The organism is Roseovarius litorisediminis, assembly GCF_900172295.1.
Lineage (GTDB): Bacteria > Pseudomonadota > Alphaproteobacteria > Rhodobacterales > Rhodobacteraceae > Roseovarius > Roseovarius litorisediminis.
Genome location: NZ_FWFL01000003.1, coordinates 129,887 through 153,595, shown reverse-complemented (window position 1 = coordinate 153,595; position 23,709 = coordinate 129,887). Strand labels below are relative to the sequence as shown.

At 58.3% G+C, this 23,709-nt stretch carries 24 protein-coding genes and 1 tRNA gene; 15 read left to right on the top strand and 10 right to left on the bottom strand.

The features are described 5' to 3' along the window. Positions 1 to 92: 92 nt before the first annotated feature. The 8 genes from PEL8287_RS06910 to PEL8287_RS06875 all read left to right on the top strand — a co-directional run bounded on the left by PEL8287_RS06910 (position 93) and on the right by PEL8287_RS06875 (position 8,661). Complete coding sequence (locus PEL8287_RS06910; RefSeq protein WP_085891653.1) at positions 93 to 3,533, top strand: pyruvate carboxylase; 3,441 nt, start codon at positions 93 to 95, stop codon at positions 3,531 to 3,533. Between the two features lie 135 nt (positions 3,534 to 3,668). Continuing rightward, positions 3,669 to 4,469 carry a phosphodiesterase gene (locus PEL8287_RS06905; protein WP_085891652.1) on the top strand — a complete coding sequence of 267 codons (801 nt, stop codon included), beginning with the start codon at positions 3,669 to 3,671 and terminating at the stop codon, positions 4,467 to 4,469. A 15-nt stretch (positions 4,470 to 4,484) separates the two neighbouring features. Beyond that, positions 4,485 to 4,874, top strand: coding sequence for an MAPEG family protein (locus tag PEL8287_RS06900; protein WP_085891651.1), 390 nt, complete (start codon positions 4,485 to 4,487; stop codon positions 4,872 to 4,874). Positions 4,875 to 4,892: 18 nt separating this feature from the next. Next, a complete protein-coding gene (locus PEL8287_RS06895) occupies positions 4,893 to 5,618 on the top strand; it encodes a TerC family protein (protein WP_085891650.1) in 726 nt (241 codons plus the stop codon). Positions 5,619 to 5,726: 108 nt separating this feature from the next. Beyond that, positions 5,727 to 6,020: a ribbon-helix-helix domain-containing protein gene (locus PEL8287_RS06890; RefSeq protein WP_085891649.1), complete on the top strand. Its 294-nt coding sequence runs from the start codon at positions 5,727 to 5,729 to the stop codon at positions 6,018 to 6,020. Between the two features lie 88 nt (positions 6,021 to 6,108). After that, a complete protein-coding gene (locus tag PEL8287_RS06885) occupies positions 6,109 to 6,504 on the top strand; it encodes a VOC family protein (RefSeq protein ID WP_085891648.1) in 396 nt (131 codons plus the stop codon). A 36-nt stretch (positions 6,505 to 6,540) separates the two neighbouring features. Further along, entirely contained in the window at positions 6,541 to 7,062 is a 522-nt protein-coding gene (locus tag PEL8287_RS06880) for a Twin-arginine translocation pathway signal (RefSeq protein ID WP_085891647.1), read from the top strand. Positions 7,063 to 7,089: 27 nt separating this feature from the next. Continuing rightward, on the top strand, positions 7,090 to 8,661 hold the full coding sequence (locus PEL8287_RS06875; RefSeq protein ID WP_085891646.1) for a GMC family oxidoreductase: 1,572 nt from the start codon (positions 7,090 to 7,092) through the stop codon (positions 8,659 to 8,661). Between the two features lie 426 nt (positions 8,662 to 9,087). Here PEL8287_RS06875 and PEL8287_RS06870 read toward each other — a convergent pair whose 3' ends face one another. Further along, entirely contained in the window at positions 9,088 to 9,414 is a 327-nt protein-coding gene (locus PEL8287_RS06870) for a DUF1330 domain-containing protein (protein WP_085891645.1), read from the bottom strand. Between the two features lie 208 nt (positions 9,415 to 9,622). On the opposite strand from PEL8287_RS06870, the gene PEL8287_RS06865 reads away from it, so the two are divergent. Beyond that, a tRNA-Gly gene (locus PEL8287_RS06865) sits at positions 9,623 to 9,697 on the top strand. Positions 9,698 to 10,063: 366 nt separating this feature from the next. Here PEL8287_RS06865 and PEL8287_RS06860 read toward each other — a convergent pair. After that, positions 10,064 to 10,546: a phosphatase domain-containing protein gene (locus PEL8287_RS06860; RefSeq protein WP_139837719.1), complete on the bottom strand. Its 483-nt coding sequence runs from the start codon at positions 10,544 to 10,546 to the stop codon at positions 10,064 to 10,066. A 12-nt stretch (positions 10,547 to 10,558) separates the two neighbouring features. Continuing rightward, on the bottom strand, positions 10,559 to 11,398 hold the full coding sequence (ypfJ, locus tag PEL8287_RS06855) for a KPN_02809 family neutral zinc metallopeptidase (protein ID WP_085891643.1): 840 nt from the start codon (positions 11,396 to 11,398) through the stop codon (positions 10,559 to 10,561). Between the two features lie 336 nt (positions 11,399 to 11,734). Between ypfJ and PEL8287_RS06850 the strand changes: the two genes are divergently transcribed. From PEL8287_RS06850 to recR, 3 genes are all read left to right on the top strand, one after another. Further along, positions 11,735 to 13,489 carry a DNA polymerase III subunit gamma/tau gene (locus PEL8287_RS06850; RefSeq protein ID WP_085891642.1) on the top strand — a complete coding sequence of 585 codons (1,755 nt, stop codon included), beginning with the start codon at positions 11,735 to 11,737 and terminating at the stop codon, positions 13,487 to 13,489. Positions 13,490 to 13,644: 155 nt separating this feature from the next. Further along, the gene (locus PEL8287_RS06845; protein ID WP_085891641.1) at positions 13,645 to 13,989 is read left to right on the top strand and encodes a YbaB/EbfC family nucleoid-associated protein; all 345 of its coding nucleotides are present in this window, start codon (positions 13,645 to 13,647) and stop codon (positions 13,987 to 13,989) included. 8 nt (positions 13,990 to 13,997) lie between these two features. Next, a complete protein-coding gene (gene recR / locus PEL8287_RS06840) occupies positions 13,998 to 14,591 on the top strand; it encodes a recombination mediator RecR (protein WP_085891640.1) in 594 nt (197 codons plus the stop codon). A gap of 21 nt (positions 14,592 to 14,612) precedes the next feature. Here the strand turns inward: recR and PEL8287_RS06835 are convergent, their stop codons facing one another. After that, complete coding sequence (locus PEL8287_RS06835) at positions 14,613 to 15,563, bottom strand: 3-hydroxyacyl-CoA dehydrogenase family protein (protein ID WP_085891639.1); 951 nt, start codon at positions 15,561 to 15,563, stop codon at positions 14,613 to 14,615. Between the two features lie 193 nt (positions 15,564 to 15,756). On the opposite strand from PEL8287_RS06835, the gene PEL8287_RS06830 reads away from it, so the two are divergent. Further along, entirely contained in the window at positions 15,757 to 16,632 is an 876-nt protein-coding gene (locus PEL8287_RS06830) for a LysR family transcriptional regulator (protein WP_085891638.1), read from the top strand. A 75-nt stretch (positions 16,633 to 16,707) separates the two neighbouring features. Here the strand turns inward: PEL8287_RS06830 and PEL8287_RS06825 are convergent, their stop codons facing one another. After that, positions 16,708 to 17,457 carry a DUF1013 domain-containing protein gene (locus PEL8287_RS06825; protein WP_085891637.1) on the bottom strand — a complete coding sequence of 250 codons (750 nt, stop codon included), beginning with the start codon at positions 17,455 to 17,457 and terminating at the stop codon, positions 16,708 to 16,710. Positions 17,458 to 17,589: 132 nt separating this feature from the next. On the opposite strand from PEL8287_RS06825, the gene PEL8287_RS06820 reads away from it, so the two are divergent. After that, the gene (locus PEL8287_RS06820) at positions 17,590 to 18,219 is read left to right on the top strand and encodes a ribonuclease T2 family protein (RefSeq protein WP_085891636.1); all 630 of its coding nucleotides are present in this window, start codon (positions 17,590 to 17,592) and stop codon (positions 18,217 to 18,219) included. Positions 18,220 to 18,297: 78 nt separating this feature from the next. Here the strand turns inward: PEL8287_RS06820 and PEL8287_RS06815 are convergent, their stop codons facing one another. The 4 genes from PEL8287_RS06815 to PEL8287_RS06800 are packed head-to-tail and all read right to left on the bottom strand — an operon-like array spanning position 18,298 to position 21,663. Continuing rightward, entirely contained in the window at positions 18,298 to 18,858 is a 561-nt protein-coding gene (locus PEL8287_RS06815; protein ID WP_085891635.1) for a hypothetical protein, read from the bottom strand. Further along, on the bottom strand, positions 18,855 to 19,973 hold the full coding sequence (locus PEL8287_RS06810) for an exo-alpha-sialidase (RefSeq protein ID WP_085891634.1): 1,119 nt from the start codon (positions 19,971 to 19,973) through the stop codon (positions 18,855 to 18,857). Before PEL8287_RS06810 ends, PEL8287_RS06815 begins: the two co-directional genes overlap by 4 nt. 4 nt (positions 19,974 to 19,977) lie before the next feature. Continuing rightward, entirely contained in the window at positions 19,978 to 20,961 is a 984-nt protein-coding gene (locus PEL8287_RS06805; RefSeq protein WP_085891633.1) for an NAD(P)H-quinone oxidoreductase, read from the bottom strand. A 12-nt stretch (positions 20,962 to 20,973) separates the two neighbouring features. Further along, positions 20,974 to 21,663 (bottom strand): COQ9 family protein, encoded by a 690-nt coding sequence (locus PEL8287_RS06800; protein ID WP_085891632.1) that lies wholly within the window; start codon positions 21,661 to 21,663, stop codon positions 20,974 to 20,976. 110 nt (positions 21,664 to 21,773) lie between these two features. Between PEL8287_RS06800 and rpsU the strand changes: the two genes are divergently transcribed. Continuing rightward, the gene (rpsU, locus tag PEL8287_RS06795; RefSeq protein WP_008207378.1) at positions 21,774 to 21,980 is read left to right on the top strand and encodes a 30S ribosomal protein S21; all 207 of its coding nucleotides are present in this window, start codon (positions 21,774 to 21,776) and stop codon (positions 21,978 to 21,980) included. Between the two features lie 103 nt (positions 21,981 to 22,083). On the opposite strand, the gene PEL8287_RS06790 is transcribed toward rpsU, so the two are convergent. Next, a complete protein-coding gene (locus PEL8287_RS06790; RefSeq protein ID WP_085891631.1) occupies positions 22,084 to 23,709 on the bottom strand; it encodes an amidohydrolase in 1,626 nt (541 codons plus the stop codon).

Genomic DNA, 23,709 nt, shown 5'->3' with positions numbered 1-23,709 from the left:
CAGCAAAGGTTGCGCTGCGTTGCGGCAATTTTCGTCGCCTGAGCGCGCCTGCCAATGACACATGTCTTCAAAGACGAAGGGGGGACAGGCCCGTGCCGGAATTCAAAAAAATCCTCATTGCCAACCGTGGCGAGATTGCAATTCGCATCATGCGGGCTGCCAATGAACTGGGCAAACGCACGGTCGCGGTTTTTGCCGAAGAGGACAAGCTGGGCCTGCATCGCTTCAAGGCCGATGAGGCTTACCGGATTGGCGAAGGTCTGGGGCCGGTGGCGGCCTATCTGTCGATTGACGAAATTATCCGCGTGGCCAAGCAATCCGGAGCGGATGCGATTCATCCCGGCTATGGTCTGCTGAGCGAAAATCCTGATTTCGTGGATGCCTGTGACGCCAACGGCATCACCTTTATCGGCCCCAAGGCCAAAACCATGCGCGAACTGGGCGACAAGGCCAGCGCGCGCCGCGTGGCTATTGAAGCCGGTGTCCCTGTAATCCCGGCCACCGAGGTGCTGGGAAATGACATGGACGCGATCCGCGCCGAGGCGGCCAAGATCGGTTATCCGCTGATGCTCAAGGCCAGCTGGGGCGGCGGCGGGCGCGGAATGCGACCGATCACCAAACCCGAAGAGCTGGAAGAAAAGGTGCTGGAAGGCCGGCGCGAGGCCGAAGCGGCCTTTGGCAATGGTGAAGGTTATCTGGAAAAGATGATCATCCGCGCGCGCCATGTGGAAGTACAAGTGCTGGGCGACAAACATGGTAACATGTACCATCTTTTCGAGCGCGACTGTTCGGTCCAGCGCCGCAATCAGAAAGTGGTCGAGCGGGCGCCCGCCCCATATCTGACAGAGTTGCAACGCAAAGAAATCTGCGAGCTGGGTTACAAGATCTGCAAACACGTCGGCTATGAGTGCGCTGGCACGGTTGAATTTCTGATGGATATGGACACGAGCCAGTTCTTTTTCATCGAAGTGAACCCGCGCGTGCAGGTCGAACATACCGTCACCGAGGAAGTGACCGGCATTGATATCGTGCAGGCCCAGATCAAGATCGCCGAAGGCAAGACCCTGACCGAGGCGACCCGCAAGAAGTCGCAGGAAGAGGTGACGCTGAACGGTCATGCCATCCAGACACGGATCACAACCGAGGATCCCCAGAACAATTTCATCCCGGATTACGGCCGTATCACCGCGTTTCGTGAGGCCACGGGCATGGGCATCCGGCTGGATGGCGGCACGGCCTATTCCGGCGGTGTGATCACGCGGTTTTATGATTCGCTGCTGGTCAAGATTACGGCTCATGCGCAGACGCCCGAGGGGGCGATTGCCCGGATGGACCGCGCCTTGCGCGAATTTCGCATCCGTGGCGTTTCGACCAACATCGCCTTTGTCGAGAACCTGCTGAAGCATCCCACGTTCCTGTCGAACGAATATACCACCAAGTTCATTGACGAGACGCCCGAGCTGTTCAAATTTACCAAGCGGCGCGACCGGGGCACCAAGGTGCTGACCTATATCGCCGATATCACCGTCAACGGGCACCCCGAGACCCAGGGCCGGGCCGAGCCATCCGCCGATGTGAAACTGCCCCGCCCCCCCAAGCAACAGGGCGACGTACAACCCGGAAGCAAAACCCTGCTGGAGGAAAAAGGTGCCAAAGCAGTAGCCGACTGGATGCTGGCGCAAAAGCAGTTGTTGCTGACCGATACAACCATGCGCGATGGACATCAGAGCCTGCTGGCGACGCGCATGCGCTCGATCGACATGGTCAAGGCGGCCCCGGCCTATGCCGCCAATCTGCCACAGTTGTTCAGCGTGGAATGCTGGGGAGGCGCGACATTTGACGTGGCCTACCGGTTCTTGCAGGAGTGCCCCTGGCAGCGGCTTCGCGATCTGCGCCGCGCCATGCCCAACCTGCTGACGCAGATGTTGCTGCGGGCCTCGAATGGCGTGGGCTATACCAACTATCCCGACAACGTGGTGCAGGAATTTGTGCGTCAGGCGGCGGCAACCGGCGTTGATGTGTTCCGTGTCTTTGACAGCCTGAACTGGGTGGAAAACATGCGCGTTGCGATGGATGCGGTAAATGACACGGGCCGCATTTGTGAGGGGACGATCTGTTACACCGGAGACATTCTGGACCCGGACCGCGCCAAATATGATCTTAAATATTATGTCGGCATGGCCAAAGAGCTACAGGCCGCAGGGGCGCATATTCTGGGCCTCAAGGATATGGCTGGCCTGCTGAAACCTGCTGCGGCAAAGGTACTGGTCAAGGCGCTGAAGGACGAACTGGATATTCCGGTGCATTTCCATACCCACGATACCAGCGGCATTGCAGGTGCCACCATTCTGGCCGCCGCCGATGCGGGTGTGGATGCGGTAGACGCTGCGATGGATGCGTTTTCGGGCGGCACGTCACAGCCCTGTCTGGGTTCGATCGTCGAGGCACTGGCCCATACTGACCGCGATACCGGCCTTAGCATCGAACGCATACGCGAGATGTCGGATTACTGGGAGCAGGTGCGCGCGCAATATGTGGCGTTTGAAAGCGGCCTTGCCGCGCCAGCATCCGAAGTTTACCTGCACGAAATGCCCGGCGGGCAATTCACCAACCTCAAGGCTCAGGCCCGTAGCATGGGCCTTGAAGAACGCTGGCCTGAAGTGGCGCGCACCTATGCGGACGTCAACCAGATGTTCGGTGATATCGTAAAGGTTACACCCAGTTCGAAGGTGGTTGGTGACATGGCGCTGATGATGGTCAGTCAGAACCTGACCCGCGCCCAGGTGGAAGACCCTGAAACCGATGTCGCCTTTCCGGACTCGGTGATCGACATGATGCGCGGCAATCTCGGTCAGCCTCCGGGCGGGTTTCCCGACACGATTGTGGCTAAGGTGCTGAAAGGCGAAAAGCCCAATACCGAACGCCCTGGCAAACATCTGAGCGCCATTGATCTTGAGGCCACCCGGGCGCAGCTGAGCAAAGAGCTTGAAGGCAAGGCCGTAGATAACGAGGATCTGAACGGCTATCTGATGTATCCCAAGGTTTTCCTGGATTACATGGGCCGCCACCGCAGCTATGGCCCGGTGCGCACCCTGCCGACACGCACGTTCTTTTACGGCATGGAACCCAGCGAGGAAATCAGCGTCGAGATCGACCCCGGCAAGATCCTTGAAATCCGCCTGCAGGCCGTGGGCGAAACCACGGACGACGGCGAGGTGAAGGTGTTCTTCGAACTCAATGGCCAGCCCCGCGTGATCCGGGTACCAAACCGTCTGGTCAAATCGCAGACCGCTCAGCGGCCAAAGGCCGAGCAGGGCAACCCCAATCACGTTGCCGCCCCGATGCCCGGCGTGGTGGCCAGCGTTGCCGTCACGGTAGGACAAGAGGTGAAAGCCGATGACCTGCTGCTGACGATCGAAGCGATGAAGATGGAGACCGGAATGTATGCCGAACGTGATGCGGTGGTCAAAGCCGTTCATGTACATGCAGGCGGGCAAATCGACGCCAAGGATCTGCTGGTAGAACTGGAGTGATCCGGGGGCGGCTCATCCGCTTCTGAAAGGCGGGCACTCAAATACCTTTTGAGCGGCCTTTCCAGACATTTCGCCTTTTAACGGCGCGCGAATCCAATAAGGTTCGCGCGTCATTTCTTTTTTGGAGGCGCAGGAATGAAAAAGCTTCTGGTTTTCACGGACATTCATTTTGTGCCCGAGGGTGAAACCATCATCGGGCTGGACCCGGCCGAGAGGTTTGCAATGGGTCTGGGTCATGCGCTGAAAAACCATGCGGATGCCGAGCGGATCATCATCACCGGTGACCTGTCGCATAATGGCCACCGCGATGAATACAAGCGCCTGCGAACAGTGCTTGAAAACTGCCCCCTGCCCGTCCACCTGATGGTGGGCAACCATGACCGGCGCCAGCCCTTTCTGGAGGTATTCCCCGAGACACCGATCACCGAGGGCGGTTATATTCAACAGGTGGTCGACATCGGCCATGATCGCCTGATCCTGCTGGACACCCAGAACGAAGAGGCCGACGACACGCACAGCGGCCATATGTGCGCCCATCGGCTGGAGTGGCTTGAAAAGACACTCGCCGACGCCCCCGACCGGCGCATAACCGTGTTCACACATCACCCGCCAATCCTGACCGGATTCAAAGGCATGGACTGGATCGGATTTCATAACCGGGCCGAGATGATTACCCGCCTCACGGCGCATGGCAATATTGCCCAGATCATAAGCGGCCATGTGCACCGCACCATTTTGGGCAGTGCCGGCGGCATTCCCACAGCCATTTTCAAAAGCACCTGTCACCAGATGCCCATGGCCCTGGGATACCAGGATTCCAGCCTGGCAGTGGACGAGCCCGGTGCCTATGGTCTGTTGCTGCTGGATGACGACGGCATCGTCGTGCACACCGAAGACTTCACCCTGCCTGAAACTGAAATTTCAATTTACAATTAGGGAAGTCAGGACCAGATGACTCTTTCGATCACTCCCCTTTATGCAGGGCTTGTCGGTCTGCTTTTCGTATACCTCAGTGTCCAGGTCGTTCAGGGCCGGTTCGAGGCAAAGGTTTCGGTGGGCGATGGTGATGACAAGGCGCTGCGCAAACGCATCCGGGTGCAGGGCAATTGTGCCGAATACGCGCCCATTGGTCTTTTGCTGCTGGCCATGGCTGAAATTCAGGGGGCGCCCGTGTGGGTGGTCCATCTGCTGGGTCTGATGCTTTTGATTGGCCGGATACTGCACGCTGTTGGTCTGGGTTTGACGCCCCAGAACATTTTGATGCGCCAGTCAGGGATGGCACTGACATTGCTGATGCTTATACTGGCGGCACTGGCCAATGTTGGTCACGCCCTGATCTAATCCGCAACGGGGTCGCAAATGATCGAACTTTTCTCAGACCCCGCTGTCTGGGCGTCTTTCCTGACCCTGACAATTCTTGAAATTGTGCTGGGCGTCGACAACGTGATTTTCATTTCGATTGCCGCCGCAAAACTGCCCCCCGAGCAGCGCCGACAAGCCCGAATTCTGGGGCTTGCAGGCGCCCTGATCCTGCGGATTGCACTGCTCTTCTCGATCTCGTGGATCGTCAGCATGTCCGAGCCTTTTGCCACTGTGTCTGGATGGGCCGTGTCGTGGCGTGATGTGATCCTTTTGCTGGGCGGGCTGTTCCTGATCTACAAGGCAAGCACCGAAATCTTTGACGAGGTTGAGGGCGATGACCTGCACACTGCAGAAGAACGCGTGGCCGAGGCTGTTTTCATTGGCGTGGTCTTGCAGATCATGCTTTTGGATCTGGTCTTTTCCGTCGATAGCGTGATTACCGCGGTGGGCATTGCTGATCATCTTGAGGTAATGATTGCCGCCGTGGTGGTGGCCATTGTGGTAATGATGGTCGCCGCCACCCCCATCGCCGACTTTGTCGAGGCGCATCCCAGCACCAAAATGCTTGCACTGGCCTTTCTGCTGATGGTGGGCATGGCGCTGGTGGCAGACGGGTTTCATTTCCACGTTGAACGTGGCTTTATCTACGCCGCGATGGTCTTTGGTGGCGCGGTTGAGGTCCTGAACCTTTTACGCCAGAAACGCCGGCGCACAAAAGTTTAACCGTTTGTCAGGCTTTCCCAATCTTGAAAAATTGGCAATGATGTGATGTGATGGATATCTGCCGCAAGGCGCGGGCAAGCCTGTGTTTTGGGCAAGGGAGGATCAGATATGTGCAGAATTTTTGCCGGACAGGACCCGGAACGCTATTCACTTGAAACCCGCCGGATGCGCCTGAATGGTCAGAGCACCAGCATCCGGCTGGAAAAATCCTTTTGGGGAATCCTGGATGATATCGCCGAAAGCGAAGGCCTGACGACCCCTGCGTTTGTGTCGAAACTGCATTCCGAAGTTTTGGAATTGCATGGCGAACCCAAGAATTTCACCTCGCTTTTGCGCTGCACCTGCCTTGTGCCACAAGAGGTCGCGATGCCGGCTGACGCTGCGCAAATCGCTGCAGAATAGAATTCCTTCGCAACGTAGTAACCGTTTACTACCCAAGCCAACCGCCGCGCGGTAAGCTTTCCGGACCAATAACAGTCCGGAGGACGCAATGGCCAAAACCATTCACAGCATGATCCGCGTTTTGGACGAGGCGCGGTCAGTCGATTTTTACAACAGGGCCTTTGGCCTTGAGGTGGCTGACAAGCTGGATTTCGAAAAATTCGCACTTGTCTACATGAGCAATTCCGAAAGCGCTTTTGAGGTTGAACTGACAATCAACAAGGATCGCACCGAGCCTTACGATCTGGGTGATGGCTATGGCCATCTTGCCGTTCTGGTCGAAGATCTGGATGCCGAGCATGCCAGGTTTGAGGCTGAAGGGCTGAACCCCCGCAAGATCGTGGAGTTCGCGCCCGATGGCAAACTCATCGGTAAATTCTTTTTTGTCGCTGACCCGGATGGCTATGAGATCGAGGTCCTGCAACGCGGCGGGCGCTTTAAATAGCTCATACAAACGACTGAAATATAGGGAGGAAATGAAATGGACGACGCATTACAGAAAGGCTTGACGCGGCGCGAACTGTTGTCGCGCAGCATGGCCGCGGGGGCCACGTTGGTGGTCGGCGCAGGCTTTGTTGCCGGGGCCGATGCGGCCTGGGCGCTTGAAACCACAGCCCTAAAGCCTGAAACCATGGCCACGCTGATCCAGATGGCACGCGACATCTACCCGCATGATCATGTGGCGGACGAATTCTATGCCGTTGCCGTAAAAGGCTATGACACGCCCGAGGCCGCCCCCGGCATTGAGACCGGCATCGCCGGGCTGAATGCAGCAGCCCAAGGCAAGGGCTACGCCGACTATCTGTCAATCGGATGGGAACGCGACCGCGTGGATATTCTGCGCGCATTGGAAGACAGCCCGTTCTTCCAGCAGATTCGCGGCGGCCTGGTGACAGGCCTTTATAACCAGAAAGCGGTCTGGCCGCTGTTTGGCTACGAGGGCGAATCCTATTCCCAGGGCGGCTACATCGACCGTGGTTTCAACGATATCAACTGGCTTTAAGCCATAGCCAACTGAGGAGGAAATACTATGGCTGCACCATTTGATCTGAAAGATGACAGCGTAATCGTCGTAATCGGCACCGGCGCCGGCGGCGGCGTTCTGTCCAACGAACTGGCCCAACGCGGCGTCAGCGTTGTGGCGCTTGAGGCGGGCGGACGCTACCTACCCGAAGACTACGTCAACGACGAGTGGGAAAGTTTCGGCCAACTGGCCTGGCTTGACCCGCGTACCACGTCAGGCGACTGGCGTGTCGCCAAGGATTTTTCCGGCCTGCCGGCCTGGATCGTCAAGGCGGTGGGCGGCACCACCACCCATTGGGCGGGGGCCTCCCTGCGCATTCAGGAACACGAGTGGAAGGCAAAGACCAACTACGGCGAGGTTCAGGGTGCCAGCCTTCTGGACTGGCCCATTGACCGCGCTGAAATGGACCCATGGTACGAACTGGCCGAAACCAAGCTGGGCGTGACCCGCACCGGAGGTCGCGAGGGCCTGCCAGGCAACAATAACTACAAGGTGCTGGAGGCGGGTGCGAAAAAGCTGGGCTACGAAGAAGTTCACACAGGCCGTATGGCAATCAACAGTGCCGACTATGACGACCGCATGGCCTGCCAGCAAACCGGTTTCTGTTTTCAGGGCTGCAAATGGGGCGCCAAATGGTCAGCCGCCTACACGGACATCCCGCGCGGCGAAGCGACCGGTAACCTTGAAGTCCGCGAAAAGGCCCATGTCCTGCGGATCGAGCATGGTGAGGATGGCAAGGTCAACGGCGTTGTCTATGCCGATGCCGATGGTAATGAGCACAAGCAAATGGCGCGCGCGGTTTGCGTGGCCGGCAACTCGTTCGAAAGCCCCCGGTTGCTTCTCAATTCGGCCACGTCGATGTATCCTGACGGGCTGGCCAATAGCTCGGGTCAGGTGGGCCGCAACTACATGCGCCACATGACCGGCTCGGTTTACGGCGTGTTTGACAAACCCGTCAGGATGTGGCGCGGCACCACCATGGCCGGGATCATCCAGGACGAGGCGCGCCATGACCCAAGCCGCGGCTTTGTCGGCGGGTATGAACTGGAAACGCTCAGCCTTGGCCTGCCTTTCATGGCCGCCTTCCTTGATCCGGGTGGATGGGGACGCGAATTTACAACCGCGCTGGATGCTTACGAAAACATGGCTGGCATGTGGATCGTGGGCGAGGACATGCCACAGGAAACCAACCGTGTGACGCTGAACCATGATGTGAAGGACCAGTTTGGCATGCCGGTTGCGAATGTGCATTTCAGCGACCACCCCAATGACATCGCGATGCGCAACCATGCCTATACGCAGGGTGCAGCCATTTATGACGCAGTTGGGGCGACGCGCACTTTCCCGACACCGCCCTACCCGTCAACGCATAACCTTGGCACCAACCGGATGTCCGAGAACCCGCGCGACGGCGTGGTGAACCGCAATGGCCGCACCCATGACATTGAGAACCTTTTTGTCTCGGACGGTTCGCAATTTACCACCGGGGCTGCGGAAAACCCGACACTGACCATCGTCGCCCTGGCCATCCGTCAGGCTGACCATATAGCAGCAGAGATGTCGCGCGGTAATCTCTGACAACAGGGCACTGCAAAATTGCCCCCGGCGCCGAACAACGGCGCCGGGGGTTTTTGATGTGCGATTGGCATATCCCCGCCGATACCTGTCACCCTTGTTGCGTGATGGCCCCGCAAAGACTACTATGAGTTGCATCATTGCACCCTCCGGTGCGGCAGAAAAAGGGAGAGTTTTCATGACCATGCCTTTTGATCGCATGACCAGACGCGTCGCCCCTAAACCCAAACGCCGTGCATTTTTGTTCGCATGCTTACTGCTTCTTTCGTCAACTCTTATCTATGTCGAAATGGCACTGCGTTTCAGCCAGTAAACATAACCAACCCGTCGCCAAATAGCCCAAACGCCCCTTCAGGGCGTTTGTGTGAGTATGCCAGCGGGACGATGTTTACCCCGTACCCATCGCAATAGTTTCAAATCAATGCCTGATCAGCCTGCGGGCAGGTAGGGAATGCCACCAGTGGCATCGCTATCATCAATAACAAACAATTTGCTGACGCTGCCAGCCTGACGGGCCTTGGCAAAAGGCGCATATTCGGGGTCTCCAGCAAAGGCTTCTGCAGCTTCCTTAGAGGGGAATTCAATCAGCGCAATGACAGTGGTATCAAGAGGCGTGCCCTCAAGCGTAGTGATATTGGCACTGCGGGACAGGTATTTGCCACCATGTTTCTCCGCTATGCCGTGCACACTCGCGGCATAATCCGGAATCCACGAATCATCGGTCACCTTCACGTCTGCGATTAAATAAACTGTCATTACATTCCTCCCTTTTTGTTCGGGCGCGATTTTTCGGGGTCACGACCACGAAGCGCAGGTTAGCATGCCATCCGATATCCTGTACAACCTCACCTTTGGTCGTTATTTTCAATCGTCCGCACCTTGTTATCAAAAAACTTTGCACGCCAGTACGATTTCCTCTTGCAGCCCCGCGCCAGAGTTTATATCTCACGCCTCACCCAAGGATGCGGGTGTAGCTCAGGGGTAGAGCGTTACCTTGCCAAGGTAAATGTCGTGAGTTCGAATCTCATCACCCGCTCCAGATTTTCCGAAAAACAGAAGCTTACCCCCTAGGGGAGCCTGATAATATTTCGCCTCTCGCGTGGGAAAGCGTCAGGGGAATCTCGCCATGCAGAAATGAGATCCGCCTCGCAAACGTTGGCTAAAGCATTTCGGCTTATTGCTGGATAACTAAAATCAGTCAAAACGCCCGGGCTCGATTGATGTTGCGGGTTTTTTACGCTGGGCAGGCCTGACGGGGAATGCGGGGGCAATGTTCTTCCTTTTCCCGCAGCTCAGGACAATTGGAACCGCAGCAATCCCAACAATTTGGCAAGGATCAAAACTGTCAGCACCGTCCTGGACACCCCTACGCTTGATCTGGCCAGAAGTGGGGTTTGGCGTAAATCTACCCCCGCCATGCCCACTGCATCTGCGCAACGGTCTCGATGGCGCAAGGGCGGATGGTACGCAGGCGCTTAAGTGCAGCGGCCGGGTCTTCACCCGCCTGAATCATCAGTCGCAATACCGCCATGCCCGAACGTCCACTGCCGCCCTTACAATGGATCAGAACCCGCCCGCCCCCCTCAAGTGCTGACAGTGCGCCAGTGCTGGCGGCATGCCAGGCTTCTGCGACAAGGGGATCGGGGATACTGAAATCTTCCACCGGCAGATGCACCCACCTTGTGCCCATGTCTTGCAGGTCCATGCCCAGATTTTCCGCACCGTGTGCCACCATCTCGGCCCGGGTTGTCATCGAGATCGCCAGCCCGGGTTGCCAGTTACGCAGAAGCTTCAGGTCATCGGCATACTGCCCACCGCGCCCGGGCAAGGGCGACAGCGCCAGAATACCCCGGGCCACCGGCAACGCATGGATTGCAAAATCGGCCACGACCAGCCGCGCCTAAAGCTGATTGGTGCTGAAGGTATCGCACTGTCCGGCATCACCAGTCTGATAGCCGGTCGCAAACCAGCGCGAGCGTTGTTCGGACGTACCATGGGTAAAGGTATGCGGGCGCGGCACCTGGCCTGCGCGTTTCTGCAAATGGTCGTCCCCGATCATGCGCGCGGCATTCAGCGCCTCTTCCAGATCTCCGGGCTCAAGAAGTTCGCCAACCGAACGGGCCCAGACACCCGACAGGCAATCGGCCTGCAACTCCAGCCGCACGGTCAGCGCATTAGCGCCTGCCTTGCCAACGGCCTGGCGGAGCTTGTTCACTTCCGGCAGGATGCCCAGTTCGTTCTGGACATGATGCGCCACTTCGTGGGCGATTACATAGGCCGCTGCAAAATCTCCCTTGGCCCCCAGCTGCCGCGACATCGTGCCGAAAAACTCGGTGTCGAGATACGCCTTGCGATCAGCCGGGCAATAAAACGGTCCGGTCGCCCCCGAGGCGCTGCCGCAGGGGCTTTGGGTGACACCGGAATACAGCACCATCACGGGCGGGCGATACTCGCGGCCCAACTGTTGGGGGAAAAGGTCGGACCAGACTTTTTCGGTGGTTGCCAGAACGCGGGTTGAAAACTCGGCCGCTTGTTGTTCCTGTTCAGACAGGTCGCGCAAGCCGCCACTTTGGGTTGCCTGGGGCTGCCCCTGCAGCAAAGGTGTCACGTCGATTCCGGTAAAATAACCCAGGGCCAGCACCACCAGCAGCCCGATACCGCCAATGCCAGCCTTGCCGCCGCCACCCATCCGTCGGCGATCCTCGACGTTCCTGCTACCACGAACACCCCTTAAGCGCATGTAACATCTCCCCGGATACACAATGCCCTCAGCATATACCTTTTCACATTTTTCTGCCTAGCCAAATTCATACCTCACTCCAGAGGTTGGTCCTCGTCGGGGTGTCAACATCAACAAAGCCTACCGAAAGCACGGCGGCACCTGAAAAAATGGACACACGATCACATGATCAGGCCCCAAAATGTCTGACCGGCAATTCACTGGATGCCCTTTTGAAAACCAGACCTCAACCGGGGAAACCCGGCTTGATGGCTTTCGCAACGGTCGGGCTCTCTGGACCTTGGACCAGCCAGCCCATAGGCTGTTGGGGACGATTCCCTTGCACAGGCTGACCGCGTGACCGACAAACCCAACTATCAGGTGCTTGCCCGCAAATACCGGCCTGAAACCTTTGCCGATCTGGTCGGACAGGATGCAATGGTGCGCACCCTCAAGAATGCATTTCAGGCAGACCGGATCGCTCAGGCCTTTATTATGACTGGCATTCGCGGCACCGGAAAAACCACCACTGCGCGGATCATTGCCAAAGGCATGAACTGTATTGGTGCCGATGGTCAGGGCGGCCCCACGACTGAACCCTGCGGCCAGTGCGAACATTGTGTCGCCATCATGGAAGGCCGCCATGTCGATGTGATGGAAATGGATGCCGCCAGCCGGACAGGCGTCGGCGATATTCGCGAAATCATCGACTCGGTGCATTACCGTGCAGCCAGTGCACGTTACAAGATCTACATTGTCGATGAGGTCCACATGCTGTCGACCAGTGCGTTCAACGCGCTGCTCAAGACGCTGGAAGAACCACCAGAACATGTGAAATTCATCTTTGCCACCACGGAGATCCGCAAGGTACCTGTGACGGTTCTCTCACGGTGCCAGCGGTTCGATCTGCGCCGGATCGAACCAGAGGTAATGATCGCGCTGATCCGCAAGATCGCGACGGCCGAAGGCGCCGAAATCAGCGATGACGCACTGGCGTTGATCACCCGGGCCGCCGAAGGATCGGCCCGCGATGCCACATCCCTGCTGGATCAGGCGATCAGCCACGGTGCCGGCGAAACCACTGCCGAACAGGTCCGTGCCATGCTTGGGCTGGCTGATCGCGGCCGGGTGCTGGACTTGTTTGATCTGATCATGAAGGGCAATGCGGCTGGCGCACTGACCGAGCTTTCCAGCCAATATGCCGACGGCGCCGATCCGATGGCGGTGCTGCGCGATCTGGCCGAGATCACTCACTGGATTTCCGTGGTCAAGATTACCCCCGAAGCTACCGACGACCCCACCATCAACCCCGATGAACGCACAAGAGGGCAGGAAATGGCCACCGCCCTGCCGATGCGGGTGCTGACCCGGACCTGGCAGATGCTGCTCAAGGCACTGGACGAGGTTGCAGCCGCCCCCAACGCGATGATGGCCGCTGAAATGGCAATCATCCGCCTTACCCATGTGGCCGACCTGCCCAGCCCCGAAGAACTTGTGCGCAAACTGCGTGACATGCCGCCACCACCGCCAAATCCGGGCGGCACAAGGGCGGCATCACCACAAGCCCAGTCGGCGCAGGCGCCTTTCGCGCCCCCCGCCCACTCAGGCACCTCAAGGCCAGGCGCATCGGGGAATGGTCAGGTGCTTGCTCTGGCCACAGATGCTGAACAGGCGCTGGCGCATTATCCGACTTTTGAACATGTGATCGAACTCATCCGTGCCAACCGCGATGTGAAGCTGCTGGTCGAGATTGAAACCTGCGTGCGCCTTGTCGCCTATCAGCCCGGCCGGATCGAATTCCACCCCACCGACACTGCGCCGGGCGATCTGGCGCAGCGGTTGGGCAGTGCCCTGCAACGCTGGACGGGCAATCGCTGGGCAGTCACACTGGTAAACGAAGGCGGCAGTGAAACCATCGCCGAAAAACGCGATGCGGCGGAACTGGCGCTTCGGGCCCGCGCCACCGAACACCCGATGGTGCAGGCAGTTCTGGCAGTTTTTCCCAAGGCGAAAATCACAAAGATCCGCACGCCTGAAGAACAGGCCGCCGTGGCTCAGGCCGAAGCTCTGCCTGAAGTGGACGACGAATGGGATCCGTTTGAAGAGGACTGATGCAGCGACCCTTTCCGTCTGCACCTGCGCCCTGAAAATTCGCAGAATTTTCGTAGGGTCCGGACCTGGCAAACCACCCGGCCATCACCCCTTGTCGCGGTCCCGCCAGACCCGTATCTAAAGCGAAACAAACACCAACACACCGGAGAAAACAAATGTTCAAAGGACTGGGCCAGATGGGCGACATGGCCAAGATGATGAAAGCCGCACAGGAAATGCAGCAAAAGATGGCCTCGCTGCAGGAGGAAATGCACCGCGTCACCGTGACCGGCGAATCCGGTGCGGGGCTGGTCAAGGCCACCTGCACCGCCAAGGGCGAACTCAAGGGCCTGGATATCGATCCGTCGATCTTCAATGCCGATGACAAGGAAGTGGTCGAGGATCTTATCCTTGCCGCCATCAAGGATGCCCAGACCAAGGCCACCGAACGCGCCAAAGAGGAAATGGGAAAGCTGACCGAGGGCATGGGCCTGCCCAAGGACATGGACCTGCCGTTCTGAACCCCGAAATGAGCAGCACCCGCGATATCGACTCCCTGATCGAGATGATGGCGAAATTGCCGGGCCTCGGGCCCCGCTCGGCCCGGCGTGCGGTACTGCACCTGATCCGCAAACGCGAGTTGCAGCTGATACCTCTGGCGGATCTCATGCAAAAGGTCGCGGCCACTGCCCGCGAATGCCTCAATTGCGGCAACGTCGGCACAACTGACATCTGCGATATCTGCAACGCTGAAAAGCGCGCCAACGGCCTGCTGTGCATTGTCGAGGATGTGGCCGACCTCTGGGCAATGGAGCGCGGCCAGGCATTCAAGGGGCGTTACCACGTATTGGGCGGCACGCTCAGCGCCCTGGATCAGGTCGGTCCTGAACAGCTGCGCATCCCGCAGTTGATCGACAGGGTTGAGCGCGAGGACATCTCAGAAGTCATTCTGGCACTGAATGCAACTGTCGATGGCCAGACCACTGCACACTATATCGCTGACCAGCTGGATGGCCGTGTCACGCTGACCTCTTTGGCGCAGGGTGTGCCGATCGGGGGGGAGCTGGATTACCTCGATGACGGCACTATCAGCGCGGCCCTGATAGCGCGCAAGGCGATTTGACCCGCGCTGAAATTCAGCCGATCAAGCCTGTTCTGCCGCGTCCTCGGCCATGTGCTGAAACAGGCGGTCCGCCCGCGCTGCCAGCCGCGCTTTGCCATCGCGTTGTGACCAGTCATAAACGCCTTTGCCGGATTTGAGCCCAAAGTTCCCACCCTTCACCAACTCGCCCAATGCCGCGGGGGGATGTTTATCCGTGTTCAGCGAGGGCAGCAGGAACTCTGCAAAGGTATTCATGATGTCCAACCCGCCCATATCGGCCGATTCGATCGGGCCGGTCACTGAATAGCGCCGCCCCAATGTCATCTTGAAGGAATTATCAATTGCTTCGGCACTGGCAACACCTTCCGCCCACATCGACCAGGCTTCGCGCAGAAGGGCGAATTGCAGACGATTGATGATGAACCCATCTACTTCTTTCATCATCGGTGCCGCGACCTGACCAACAGATTCCAGCATGTCACAAGCCCAGGTCACAACATCGGGTCGGGTATCTGGTCCACCGCAAACCTCGACCACCGGGATCAGTTGTGCGGGATAGACAAAATGGATGGCAACCGCCCGTTCAGGGTGCTGCATCTCAACACTCATCAGGCTGATTGGCTGTCCGCTGGTTGACCCCAGAACAATCTCTGGCGCGCAAATCTGATCCAACTGCTTGAAAATGCTGATTTGCAGGTCGCGCACTGCCGGCACGGCCTCGATCACGAAATCCGCGCTGGCGGCATCTTTCATGTCGGTACTGGTGCGGATGCGCCCGATTGCGGCAATGATATCGTCATGCTCGCTCAGGCCTCGTTCGACAAACGCCTGAAAATTCGTCGAGATCACAGACATCGCCCGCGCAAGGCTTTCTCCACTTCGACCGATCAGAACAACATTCTTGCCCGCCCGGGCAAATACCTGTGCAATCCCCTGCCCCATCAAGCCATTTCCGATAATGGCCACGGTTTTGATCTCATCTACGGTAATCATTCTTATTCCCCCTGTCGTTTTCTGCCGTTGACCGATGACATCAGGCAAAGCTTCGCAATTAATACAAAATGTGACATGTTATGAACTACAGATGCCGGGAACGACCCAAAATGCGCTTGTATTATAATACTTGTCCCAAAGTTTGCATTTCAGCTAATCAAAAATATTATTCTGATATCAGAAAATCTGACATATGAAGTGGGCAGACCTTCCCCCTCTGAATGCCTTGCGCGCCTTCGCAGCGGTCGCCGAAACGCTGAACCTGTCACATGCGGCGAAGGTTCTGAACGTGACCCATCCAGCAATCAGCCGGCAAATCCGCAACCTTGAAGAGCACCTTGGCACCCAACTGGTATTGCGCAAAGGGCGTGGCGTAACGCTGACATCACAGGGGGCCGCGTTGGCGGTCACGCTGAATGCCTCTTTTGCAAATATATCCAGCGCCATCGAAGCCCTTGGCAAGGCCGAAGCAAGCCGGTCGTTGCAGGTATCAATGACTCCAATGTTCGCAACCGGCTTTCTGATGCCGCGCATCACTGAATTCTGCACACGCCACCCTGAAATTGAACTGATGCTGAACCCTCAGATCGAAGTGGTCGAACTTGCACCGGGCGGCATTGACATGACAATTCGTTACGGTACCGGCAAATGGAAAGGCCTGCAGTCAGAATTGTTATTCCTGGGGTGTCTGACGGTCGTTGCCTCACGATCACTGATCGGCAAACGCAAGATCACCGAACCATCCGAGCTTCTGGAATATCCATTGCTTCAGGAGTTCGGGTCAGAGGAATTTGCAAACTGGTTCGAAAAACGCGGCGTCGACAAAACTATCCGGCGCAATGTCGTCCACATGCCCGGCAATATGTTGCTCGAAGGTGCCAGACACGGTGACGGTATCGTTGCCACAGTGCCCCGATTTATCGAATCCGAGCTTCGTTCGGGCGAATTGGTAGAACTTTTCAGGGATCCGATCCCCGGCATCGGTTATTATATCGTGACCCGGCCGGGCGTGCGCCGCAAACCTCTTCAGGATTTCATAACCTGGCTGCACGCCATCAGCAAAAGCTGAGCTTGGATAAAAAGAAAACCCCGGACACAATGTAAAGCGTCCGGGGTTTCAATGTCGGCACAAGCGGCGTTTGCCTCAGGGCTGCTCATCCTCGTCATCATCCGAATCGTCCGGCAGGTTGAAAAAGCTGTCAGCGTCGTATTCTTTTTCCTTTTCGCCGTCGTCGCTGCCGCCACTCAGGCTGAACGTTTCCAGTCCCTCGATCGCGGTCGGAATCTTGGGCTCGGCCTCCATGCCAAGGCTTTGTTCGGTACTCAGCAACTTGCGACGCTCGTCATCGCTCATGGCTTCGCCCTCTTTGGCCTTCTTGGCGGCGGCCTTTTGCACGGCGGCGTCCAGTTCAGACTGTTTGCACAGGCCCAGGGCAACCGGATCGATCGGCTGAATGTTCGAAATGTTCCAGTGCGTGCGTTCGCGGATCGCCTGAATGGTCGGTTTTGTCGTGCCCACAAGTTTGCTGATCTGGCTGTCGGCCAGTTCCGGATGGAACTTGACCAGCCAAAGGATAGATGCGGGCCGGTCCTGCCGTTTACTCAGCGGCGTATAGCGCGGCCCACGGCGTTTTTCTTCACCCTGCGCAGCGGCGTTGAACTTCAGTTTCAGCTTATGCAGCGGGTCCTTTTCGGCAGCATCAATTTCCTCCTGCGTAAGCTGGTTGTTGGCGACCGGGTCAAACCCTTTCACGCCAGCGGCCACGTCGCCATCGGCGATGCCCTGTACTTCCAACTCATGCATGCCGACGAAATCGGCAATCTGCTTGAAATTGATCGTTGTGTTATCCACCAGCCAAACGGCGGTGGCCTTGGCCATCAGCGGTCTTCCCATGTCTCAGGTCTCCTTCACGCATATCTTTCCCGTCGCCTGGAAGGGCGGCACCTTTTGAAGGGTGCGGGTTTCCGTTGTCGGGGAACTTGGGCGCTATATAGTGGCCCCCAAGTAAAATTGAAAGACCAAAGAATGCGCGCCCTGCTGATGTTTCTGCTTACCGCCACCGCCGCCCTGGCCGAGGGCGAGCGCGCTGGCGAGTTTGACTATTATGTGCTCAGCCTCAGCTGGTCGCCCTCCTGGTGCGCACTTGAGGGCGATGCGCGCGGCTCTCCGCAATGCGATCCGTCGGGAAATTTTGGCTGGGTGCTGCACGGTCTCTGGCCGCAATACCATCGCGGCTTTCCCTCGAATTGCCCCACCGCCCAACGCCCACCATCGCGCGCCATGACCCAAGACATGGCCGATATCATGGGCACCTCGGGTCTGGCGTGGTATCAATGGAAAAAGCATGGCAGCTGTACCGGGCTTACGGCAACCGCCTACTACGCGCTGGCCCGCAGGGCATACGCCCGTATCACCCGCCCGGCCGTGTTTCGCAAACTGTCAAAACCGATAAAACTTCCCGCCTCTGTGGTGGAAGAGGCCTTTCTCAAGGCCAACCCGGGGTTGGAGCGGGATATGCTGACAATCACCTGCAAACAGGGCCGTATTCAAGAGGCACGAGTCTGCCTGTCAAAAACCCTAAACCCCGTCCCTTGCGGCCGCGATGTCGTACAGGACTGCCGGATGAAAGACGCCTTGTTTGAACCAGTCCGCTGATCAACAAAGAGCCACGTTTTCAGACTATCAAGAGGCCCCAGTTTTTTCTTGGCAAAAATACCTGAATCCCAGTGCTGCCTAAATCCCCAGCAGCCGCAGGATCAGTACAACAGCAACCACCGGCACCAACAAAGCGTGCAGCACATAGTCAAACCAGTTGCTGCTGCCCCAGTGCATCACCCAGCCCACCTGCCCCAGTACCGCCACCAGGGCCACAAACCAGTTGCCGGTCAGGGCAGCGTAGGCACAGACCACCAGCACCATCGCCGCCACCGGGATGGGGGCATAGCCCAGACGGTAGATATCCACCCGCAGCACCCCCATCGAAGCGGCCAGAAACGCCACATGGACAACCAGGAATACCAGCAGTTCCACCGTGCCGAACCCCGGTATCGGCAGGCCCAGGGCCACCCCCATATGCCGCAGCGTCAGCGCTGGCAGCATCACGCCAAACGGCGCCAGCAACGCCACCATGCCCCGCAGCACGATCGTGTCGCGCAGGCGCAGTATGCAGCCAATGCCAGTCACCAGACCGGCCAGCGCCGCCACCTGCGCATCCGCCAACAGGCTCAGCAGCGCAAAACCCAGCCAGCCCAGCACCGCAGCCAGCGCGATGGATGTCAGCACCCGGGCCATCATGCCACCTCCAGCCAGGCATCGTTGAAAACATGCGCCCGGACACCGCGCTTTTGACCATGCGAATAGGTCAGCACGATCTCGCCCGTGTCCAGCCGGCGCAGCATCGGGTAACGCGCCCCGGCCGATCCCGGTTCCAGATCACGAAACGGATGCCAGCTTGCCCCGCCGTCCCCAGACAGCAGCAGACGCAGCGCGTCACTGCCTTCCGGGTCATCATTGGCCACCATCATGATCCGCTCCCCCCCCAGGTGCAGCGCCGCAACCGGCGCGCTTGGGTTGCGCATATCGGTGGCCGTCACCGGCGACCAGCTTTGCCCGCCATCCGATGTGTGGCTGATCCAAAGCTTTCCGCTACGGTCAAAGTCCCGAAGAAAGGCCACGGCACGGTGCTCATCCAGCGGTACGATCATAGGCTGTATTGCCTTCACGCCCTTTGACGGCATCCGCCGTACGTCGCGCACCCGGCCATTCGGTCCCAGCCGCACAAGTTCGGCAAAGGTGGGGCCCATTTCGAAATAGGCAGGCAACGCGTGGCTGCCATCGGCGTATTTGATCATCGGCGACTTTACCAGATGCGACCGGTTCAACAGTGGTGAAAGGTTCAGCTTTCGGGCCCAGACCGGCCCTTCCTTGCCCATCGTCACATCCGCAACCGAGGCCATGGCCCAGCCCCCAACCGAGACGGCCGTGCTGTAAAGGTGCCCCTCGGCCGCCTCGTTCTGGATGGTGTTGCCAAGGGTCACAACCAGTTGTTTCGGCTCAAACACCTTACCCAGCCCGCTGCGCGTGACATACCGCGCCGGATCAGAGGCGCGCCAATCATCACCGTCTGGGGTGAATTTTACCGCAAAAATGTCCACATCCGGCTGCGCCTCGGCCGAGCCCTGAAACCAGATCACCGAAAACCCGTCATCGCCGGTCACAATGGCAGGGGCATGGGCCTGCCCTGCGGGGGCTGTATAGTCCAGCACCGTTTCAAACACCGGCTTGCCCGCGGATGCCACCGGTCTCGCCTCCGAAAACCGCCACTCCAGCGGTTTGTCACGCCAGATGGCATAGACGCTCAGGCAGACGCTAAGAAGCGCCAATGCTGCAATTGCCAACGGCACACTCACGAAGTTACCCGACCCTCATGACGATCTTGCCGATATGAGCGCTTTCTTCCAGATGCGCATGCGCCAGCGCGGCATTGGCCAGCTCATATTCACTATCCATCACAGGGGCGACTTTGCCCGCCTCCAGCAACGGCCAGACATGTTCGCGCAGCGCCTCGGCAATCCTTGCCTTGGCCAGGTCACTCTGCGGGCGCAGGGTACTGCCGGTAATGGTCAGCCGCCGCATCATCAGCTGCGCAAAGTTCAGTTCCACTTTCGGTCCCTGAAGAAATGCAATCTGAACCAGCCGACCATCATCGGCCAGAGATTTCACATTGCGTGGCAGATAGCTGCCACCGACCATATCCAGGATCAGGTCAGCCCCGCCTTCGGAACGCAGCACCTCGACAAAATCCGCTTCGCGGTAATTGATTGCCTTTTCAGCCCCCAGTTCCAGACATTTGGCGCATTTTTCATCCGATCCGGCGGTGGTGAATACCCGCGCGCCAAACTCACGTGCCAGTTGGATGGCCGTGGTCCCAATCCCGCTTGATCCGCCATGAACCAGAAACCGTTCGCCCCCTTTCAGACCTCCGCGCATAAAGACATTCGACCAGACGGTGAAATAAGTCTCGGGCAGGCAGGCGGCCTCTTTCAATCCCAGCCCTGCAGGCACCGGCAGACAATGCGCCGCAGGGGTGGCGACGTATTCCGCATAACCGCCGCCGGGCAATAATGCGCAGACTTTGTCGCCCAGTTTCCAGTCGCTTACGCCCTCGCCCAGCGCCACCACCTCGCCTGCGGCCTCAAGCCCCGGCAGATCGCTGGCGGTAGGTGGCGGGGCATACATGCCCGCGCGCTGCAGGGCATCGGGGCGGTTAACCCCGGCAAAGGCAACTTTGATCACCACTTCACCCACGCAGGGCTGCGGGCGTGGCCGCGTCGTCAGTTGCAACACCTCTGGCCCGCCGGGCTGGGTGATTTCCACCGCGTTCATTGTATCGCCCATTTCTGTTGCTCCTTACTGTGGCCCGTGCCAGCGGCCTGGCATACCTGTCTGTTGTTCATCCTTCGGCGCCTTAATCCGGCCCAGAAAGGCCAGTGGCCCGGCCATCAACCCGCTGACCAACCGATTCTCGCGCGCCTGCGCCTTGAATTTCTCGATCTGCATGACATCGTCAATCCGCCGATCCAGAAATTCCCAGGTGCGTTCGTGATCCGGGCTGGTGTCACCCAGCCAATACAGCACGGTTGAACTGTAAACGCCCGACAAGGTCATGCGTTTCGTGTACCAGTTCACGTCGTTCGATGAATCGCCCAGCGCCACCCATATCCGGTCACATGTGCGCCAGATCGCCTGAGCGCCATCCATCGCGTAGGGTGGCAACGAAAACAGCGTCACCCCGCGGCGTACCAGTTCCTTGTCTTCCACTGCCTCGAGCCTTGCGCGCACGGCAAAGGCCACCCGGTCGCGAAACCGCATCTCGCTGAGATCCGTTGCCTCAAGCCGCTCCAGCATGGCCGCATCCCCGGCCTCGTGAAAGGCAAGCGCCAGATCAACAGCACCGCGTGGGCAAACGGCCTTGGCAACGCCCGGCTCGATCCCGGCATCCTCTTGCGCGGCTCTGAATGTGGTCTCGCTCCAGCCATCAAAAGGCACATGCGATTTGGCCGCTTCCAGCAGTTTTGATTTTACATCGGCATCAGGCATTGCAGCTCTCCCATTCCTGCGCGCCACCCTAGACAAAACAAAAGGGCTTTGCTATACGGCCATTTCCTGCAAATCCTTGCAACTCAACTTAGAAAGGTGGTGAAAACCACATGCAGGTTAGTGTTCGCGACAACAATGTCGATCAGGCGCTTCGTGCCCTGAAGAAAAAGCTACAGCGTGAAGGCGTTTTTCGTGAAATGAAGCTCAAGCAACATTTCGAGAAACCGTCCGAGAAAAAAGCGCGCGAGAAAGCTGAAGCGATCCGTCGTGCCCGTAAACTGGCGCGTAAGAAAGCCCAGCGCGAAGGGATGCTCTAAGCATCTGTTCGTCCAGCTTGGACTGACACAAAGATTGATAACCCCCGAGGCCCAGCCGCGGGGGTTTGTCTTTTCTGGAAGGCGGCGATGAAAAAGCCTCGGCCTATGTTACCTGATAGACGCGCTGCCCGCGGCGAATCGTCTGCATCACCCTGATATCCGCCAAGTCCGCTGAATGATCCAACGGATTTGCGTCCAGCACCACCAGATCGGCCAGTTTCCCGGCGGTGATCGAGCCGCGTTCATTTTCCTGAAAAACCTGCCACGCGGCCTCAATCGTCTGGGCCTTCAACGCGGACAGAACTGTGATCTTTTGTCCTTCCCCCAATACCCGGCCCGAGGCCGTCTGCCGGTTCACCGCACAATGCGCCAGATACAGGGGGCGTGTAGGTGTGACAGAGGCATCATTGTGAATGGTGTAACGCACGCCAAAACGTTCGGCCGACGCCGCTGGTGATATTCGCGCGGCCCGCTCCGGGCCCAGAAACGTATCATGGTGCCGGTCCCCCCAGAAATGGATATGCGCTGAAAAGAAACTGACCGTCACGCCCAGACGGGCCATGCGTTCCAGTTGCTCATCGCGCAATACCTGCGCATGGATAACGGTGTGACGGTGATCTGCACGGGGCGTTTCCTCAAGCGCGGCCTCGACCGCATCCAGAAACATGTCAGTACCCGCATCGCCATTGCAGTGGCAGTGAATCTGAAACCCCATGCCATGCAGTTTGCTGACCTGGGCGTTCAATTCACCCTGATCAGTGTAGGACATTCCGCAGGGCGCCTCCGGGTCCAGAGGTTTGTGATAAGGGGCACTGAGAAACGCAGTCTGAAGCTGAAACGCGCCGTCGGTAAACAGTTTGCGTGCCCCCAGCGTAAAATAGGGTGTCTCAGGCCACTGCAGCGCATCCGGACCCTTTGACAGATCAGGTTCCAGCTCGCCAATCGGAAGCAAAATTATATCGATACCCGGATCCTGGCCGGATGGCAGGCTGGCAAAATTCTCAAGCATATCGCGCGATGCCCAGGCGTTTTGCGCGAAGGTGACGCCGTAAGAAAGATATTCGTCGCGAGATGCGTTGAAACCCTGCCAGAAACGGCCCCGATCAATCAGGAAATCGGTGGCGCTCATCTCACCCATGGCCGAGATGCCCTCAATCAGACCAGTCAGCGCCCCGGTTGCCGGGTCGCGCCCGAAACGCCCGCCCGCCGGATCAGGTGTATTTCGATCGATACCCTGCAAACGAAGAGTGTGGGAATTGGCCACTCCGTTATGGCCCGAGGCGTGGATCACCCATATAGGGTGATCTTCAGATACTCGGTCAAGCTCGTCGCGGGTTGGCATACGCTGCTCGGCAATGGCGGTATTGTCGAAAAGCACCCCCATCACCCACTCGCCCTTGGGCGTTTGCCGCACCTTGTCGGCCAATCGCGCCAGCGCAGTGGCCATATCCACACAATCCCCCCTTGGTGGTGGCGCCAGATCAACCCGGAAGAGCCGAATAAAGCCGGGGTCAGGAAAATGCCCGTGCGGGTCGATGAAGGCGGGGATCAGGGTGTTGCCCTGCAGATCAACCTCGACAGCTTCTGGCCCTAGATCGGGGCGCAGATCAGATTCTGCGCCAACGGCCATGATACGCTCGCCTTGCGTCAGGACGGCGCCTGCCTTGGGTCGGGCGTCGTCCATCGTCAGAATGGTTCCGTTGAAATATAGGGTCTGTGTGCTGCCCAT

Coding starts and splice junctions, on each gene's coding strand:
- PEL8287_RS06905 (WP_085891652.1), top strand. CDS start 3,669: ATGAAAAAGCTTCTGGTTTTCACGGACATTCATTTTGTGCCCGAGGGT.
- PEL8287_RS06900 (WP_085891651.1), top strand. CDS start 4,485: ATGACTCTTTCGATCACTCCCCTTTATGCAGGGCTTGTCGGTCTGCTT.
- PEL8287_RS06895 (WP_085891650.1), top strand. CDS start 4,893: ATGATCGAACTTTTCTCAGACCCCGCTGTCTGGGCGTCTTTCCTGACC.
- PEL8287_RS06890 (WP_085891649.1), top strand. CDS start 5,727: ATGTGCAGAATTTTTGCCGGACAGGACCCGGAACGCTATTCACTTGAA.
- PEL8287_RS06885 (WP_085891648.1), top strand. CDS start 6,109: ATGGCCAAAACCATTCACAGCATGATCCGCGTTTTGGACGAGGCGCGG.
- PEL8287_RS06880 (WP_085891647.1), top strand. CDS start 6,541: ATGGACGACGCATTACAGAAAGGCTTGACGCGGCGCGAACTGTTGTCG.
- PEL8287_RS06875 (WP_085891646.1), top strand. CDS start 7,090: ATGGCTGCACCATTTGATCTGAAAGATGACAGCGTAATCGTCGTAATC.
- PEL8287_RS06870 (WP_085891645.1), bottom strand. CDS start 9,414: ATGACAGTTTATTTAATCGCAGACGTGAAGGTGACCGATGATTCGTGG.
- ypfJ (WP_085891643.1), bottom strand. CDS start 11,398: ATGCGCTTAAGGGGTGTTCGTGGTAGCAGGAACGTCGAGGATCGCCGA.
- PEL8287_RS06845 (WP_085891641.1), top strand. CDS start 13,645: ATGTTCAAAGGACTGGGCCAGATGGGCGACATGGCCAAGATGATGAAA.
- recR (WP_085891640.1), top strand. CDS start 13,998: ATGAGCAGCACCCGCGATATCGACTCCCTGATCGAGATGATGGCGAAA.
- PEL8287_RS06835 (WP_085891639.1), bottom strand. CDS start 15,563: ATGATTACCGTAGATGAGATCAAAACCGTGGCCATTATCGGAAATGGC.
- PEL8287_RS06830 (WP_085891638.1), top strand. CDS start 15,757: ATGAAGTGGGCAGACCTTCCCCCTCTGAATGCCTTGCGCGCCTTCGCA.
- PEL8287_RS06825 (WP_085891637.1), bottom strand. CDS start 17,457: ATGGGAAGACCGCTGATGGCCAAGGCCACCGCCGTTTGGCTGGTGGAT.
- PEL8287_RS06820 (WP_085891636.1), top strand. CDS start 17,590: ATGCGCGCCCTGCTGATGTTTCTGCTTACCGCCACCGCCGCCCTGGCC.
- PEL8287_RS06815 (WP_085891635.1), bottom strand. CDS start 18,858: ATGATGGCCCGGGTGCTGACATCCATCGCGCTGGCTGCGGTGCTGGGC.
- PEL8287_RS06805 (WP_085891633.1), bottom strand. CDS start 20,961: ATGGGCGATACAATGAACGCGGTGGAAATCACCCAGCCCGGCGGGCCA.
- PEL8287_RS06800 (WP_085891632.1), bottom strand. CDS start 21,663: ATGCCTGATGCCGATGTAAAATCAAAACTGCTGGAAGCGGCCAAATCG.
- rpsU (WP_008207378.1), top strand. CDS start 21,774: ATGCAGGTTAGTGTTCGCGACAACAATGTCGATCAGGCGCTTCGTGCC.
- PEL8287_RS06790 (WP_085891631.1), bottom strand. CDS start 23,709: ATGGGCAGCACACAGACCCTATATTTCAACGGAACCATTCTGACGATG.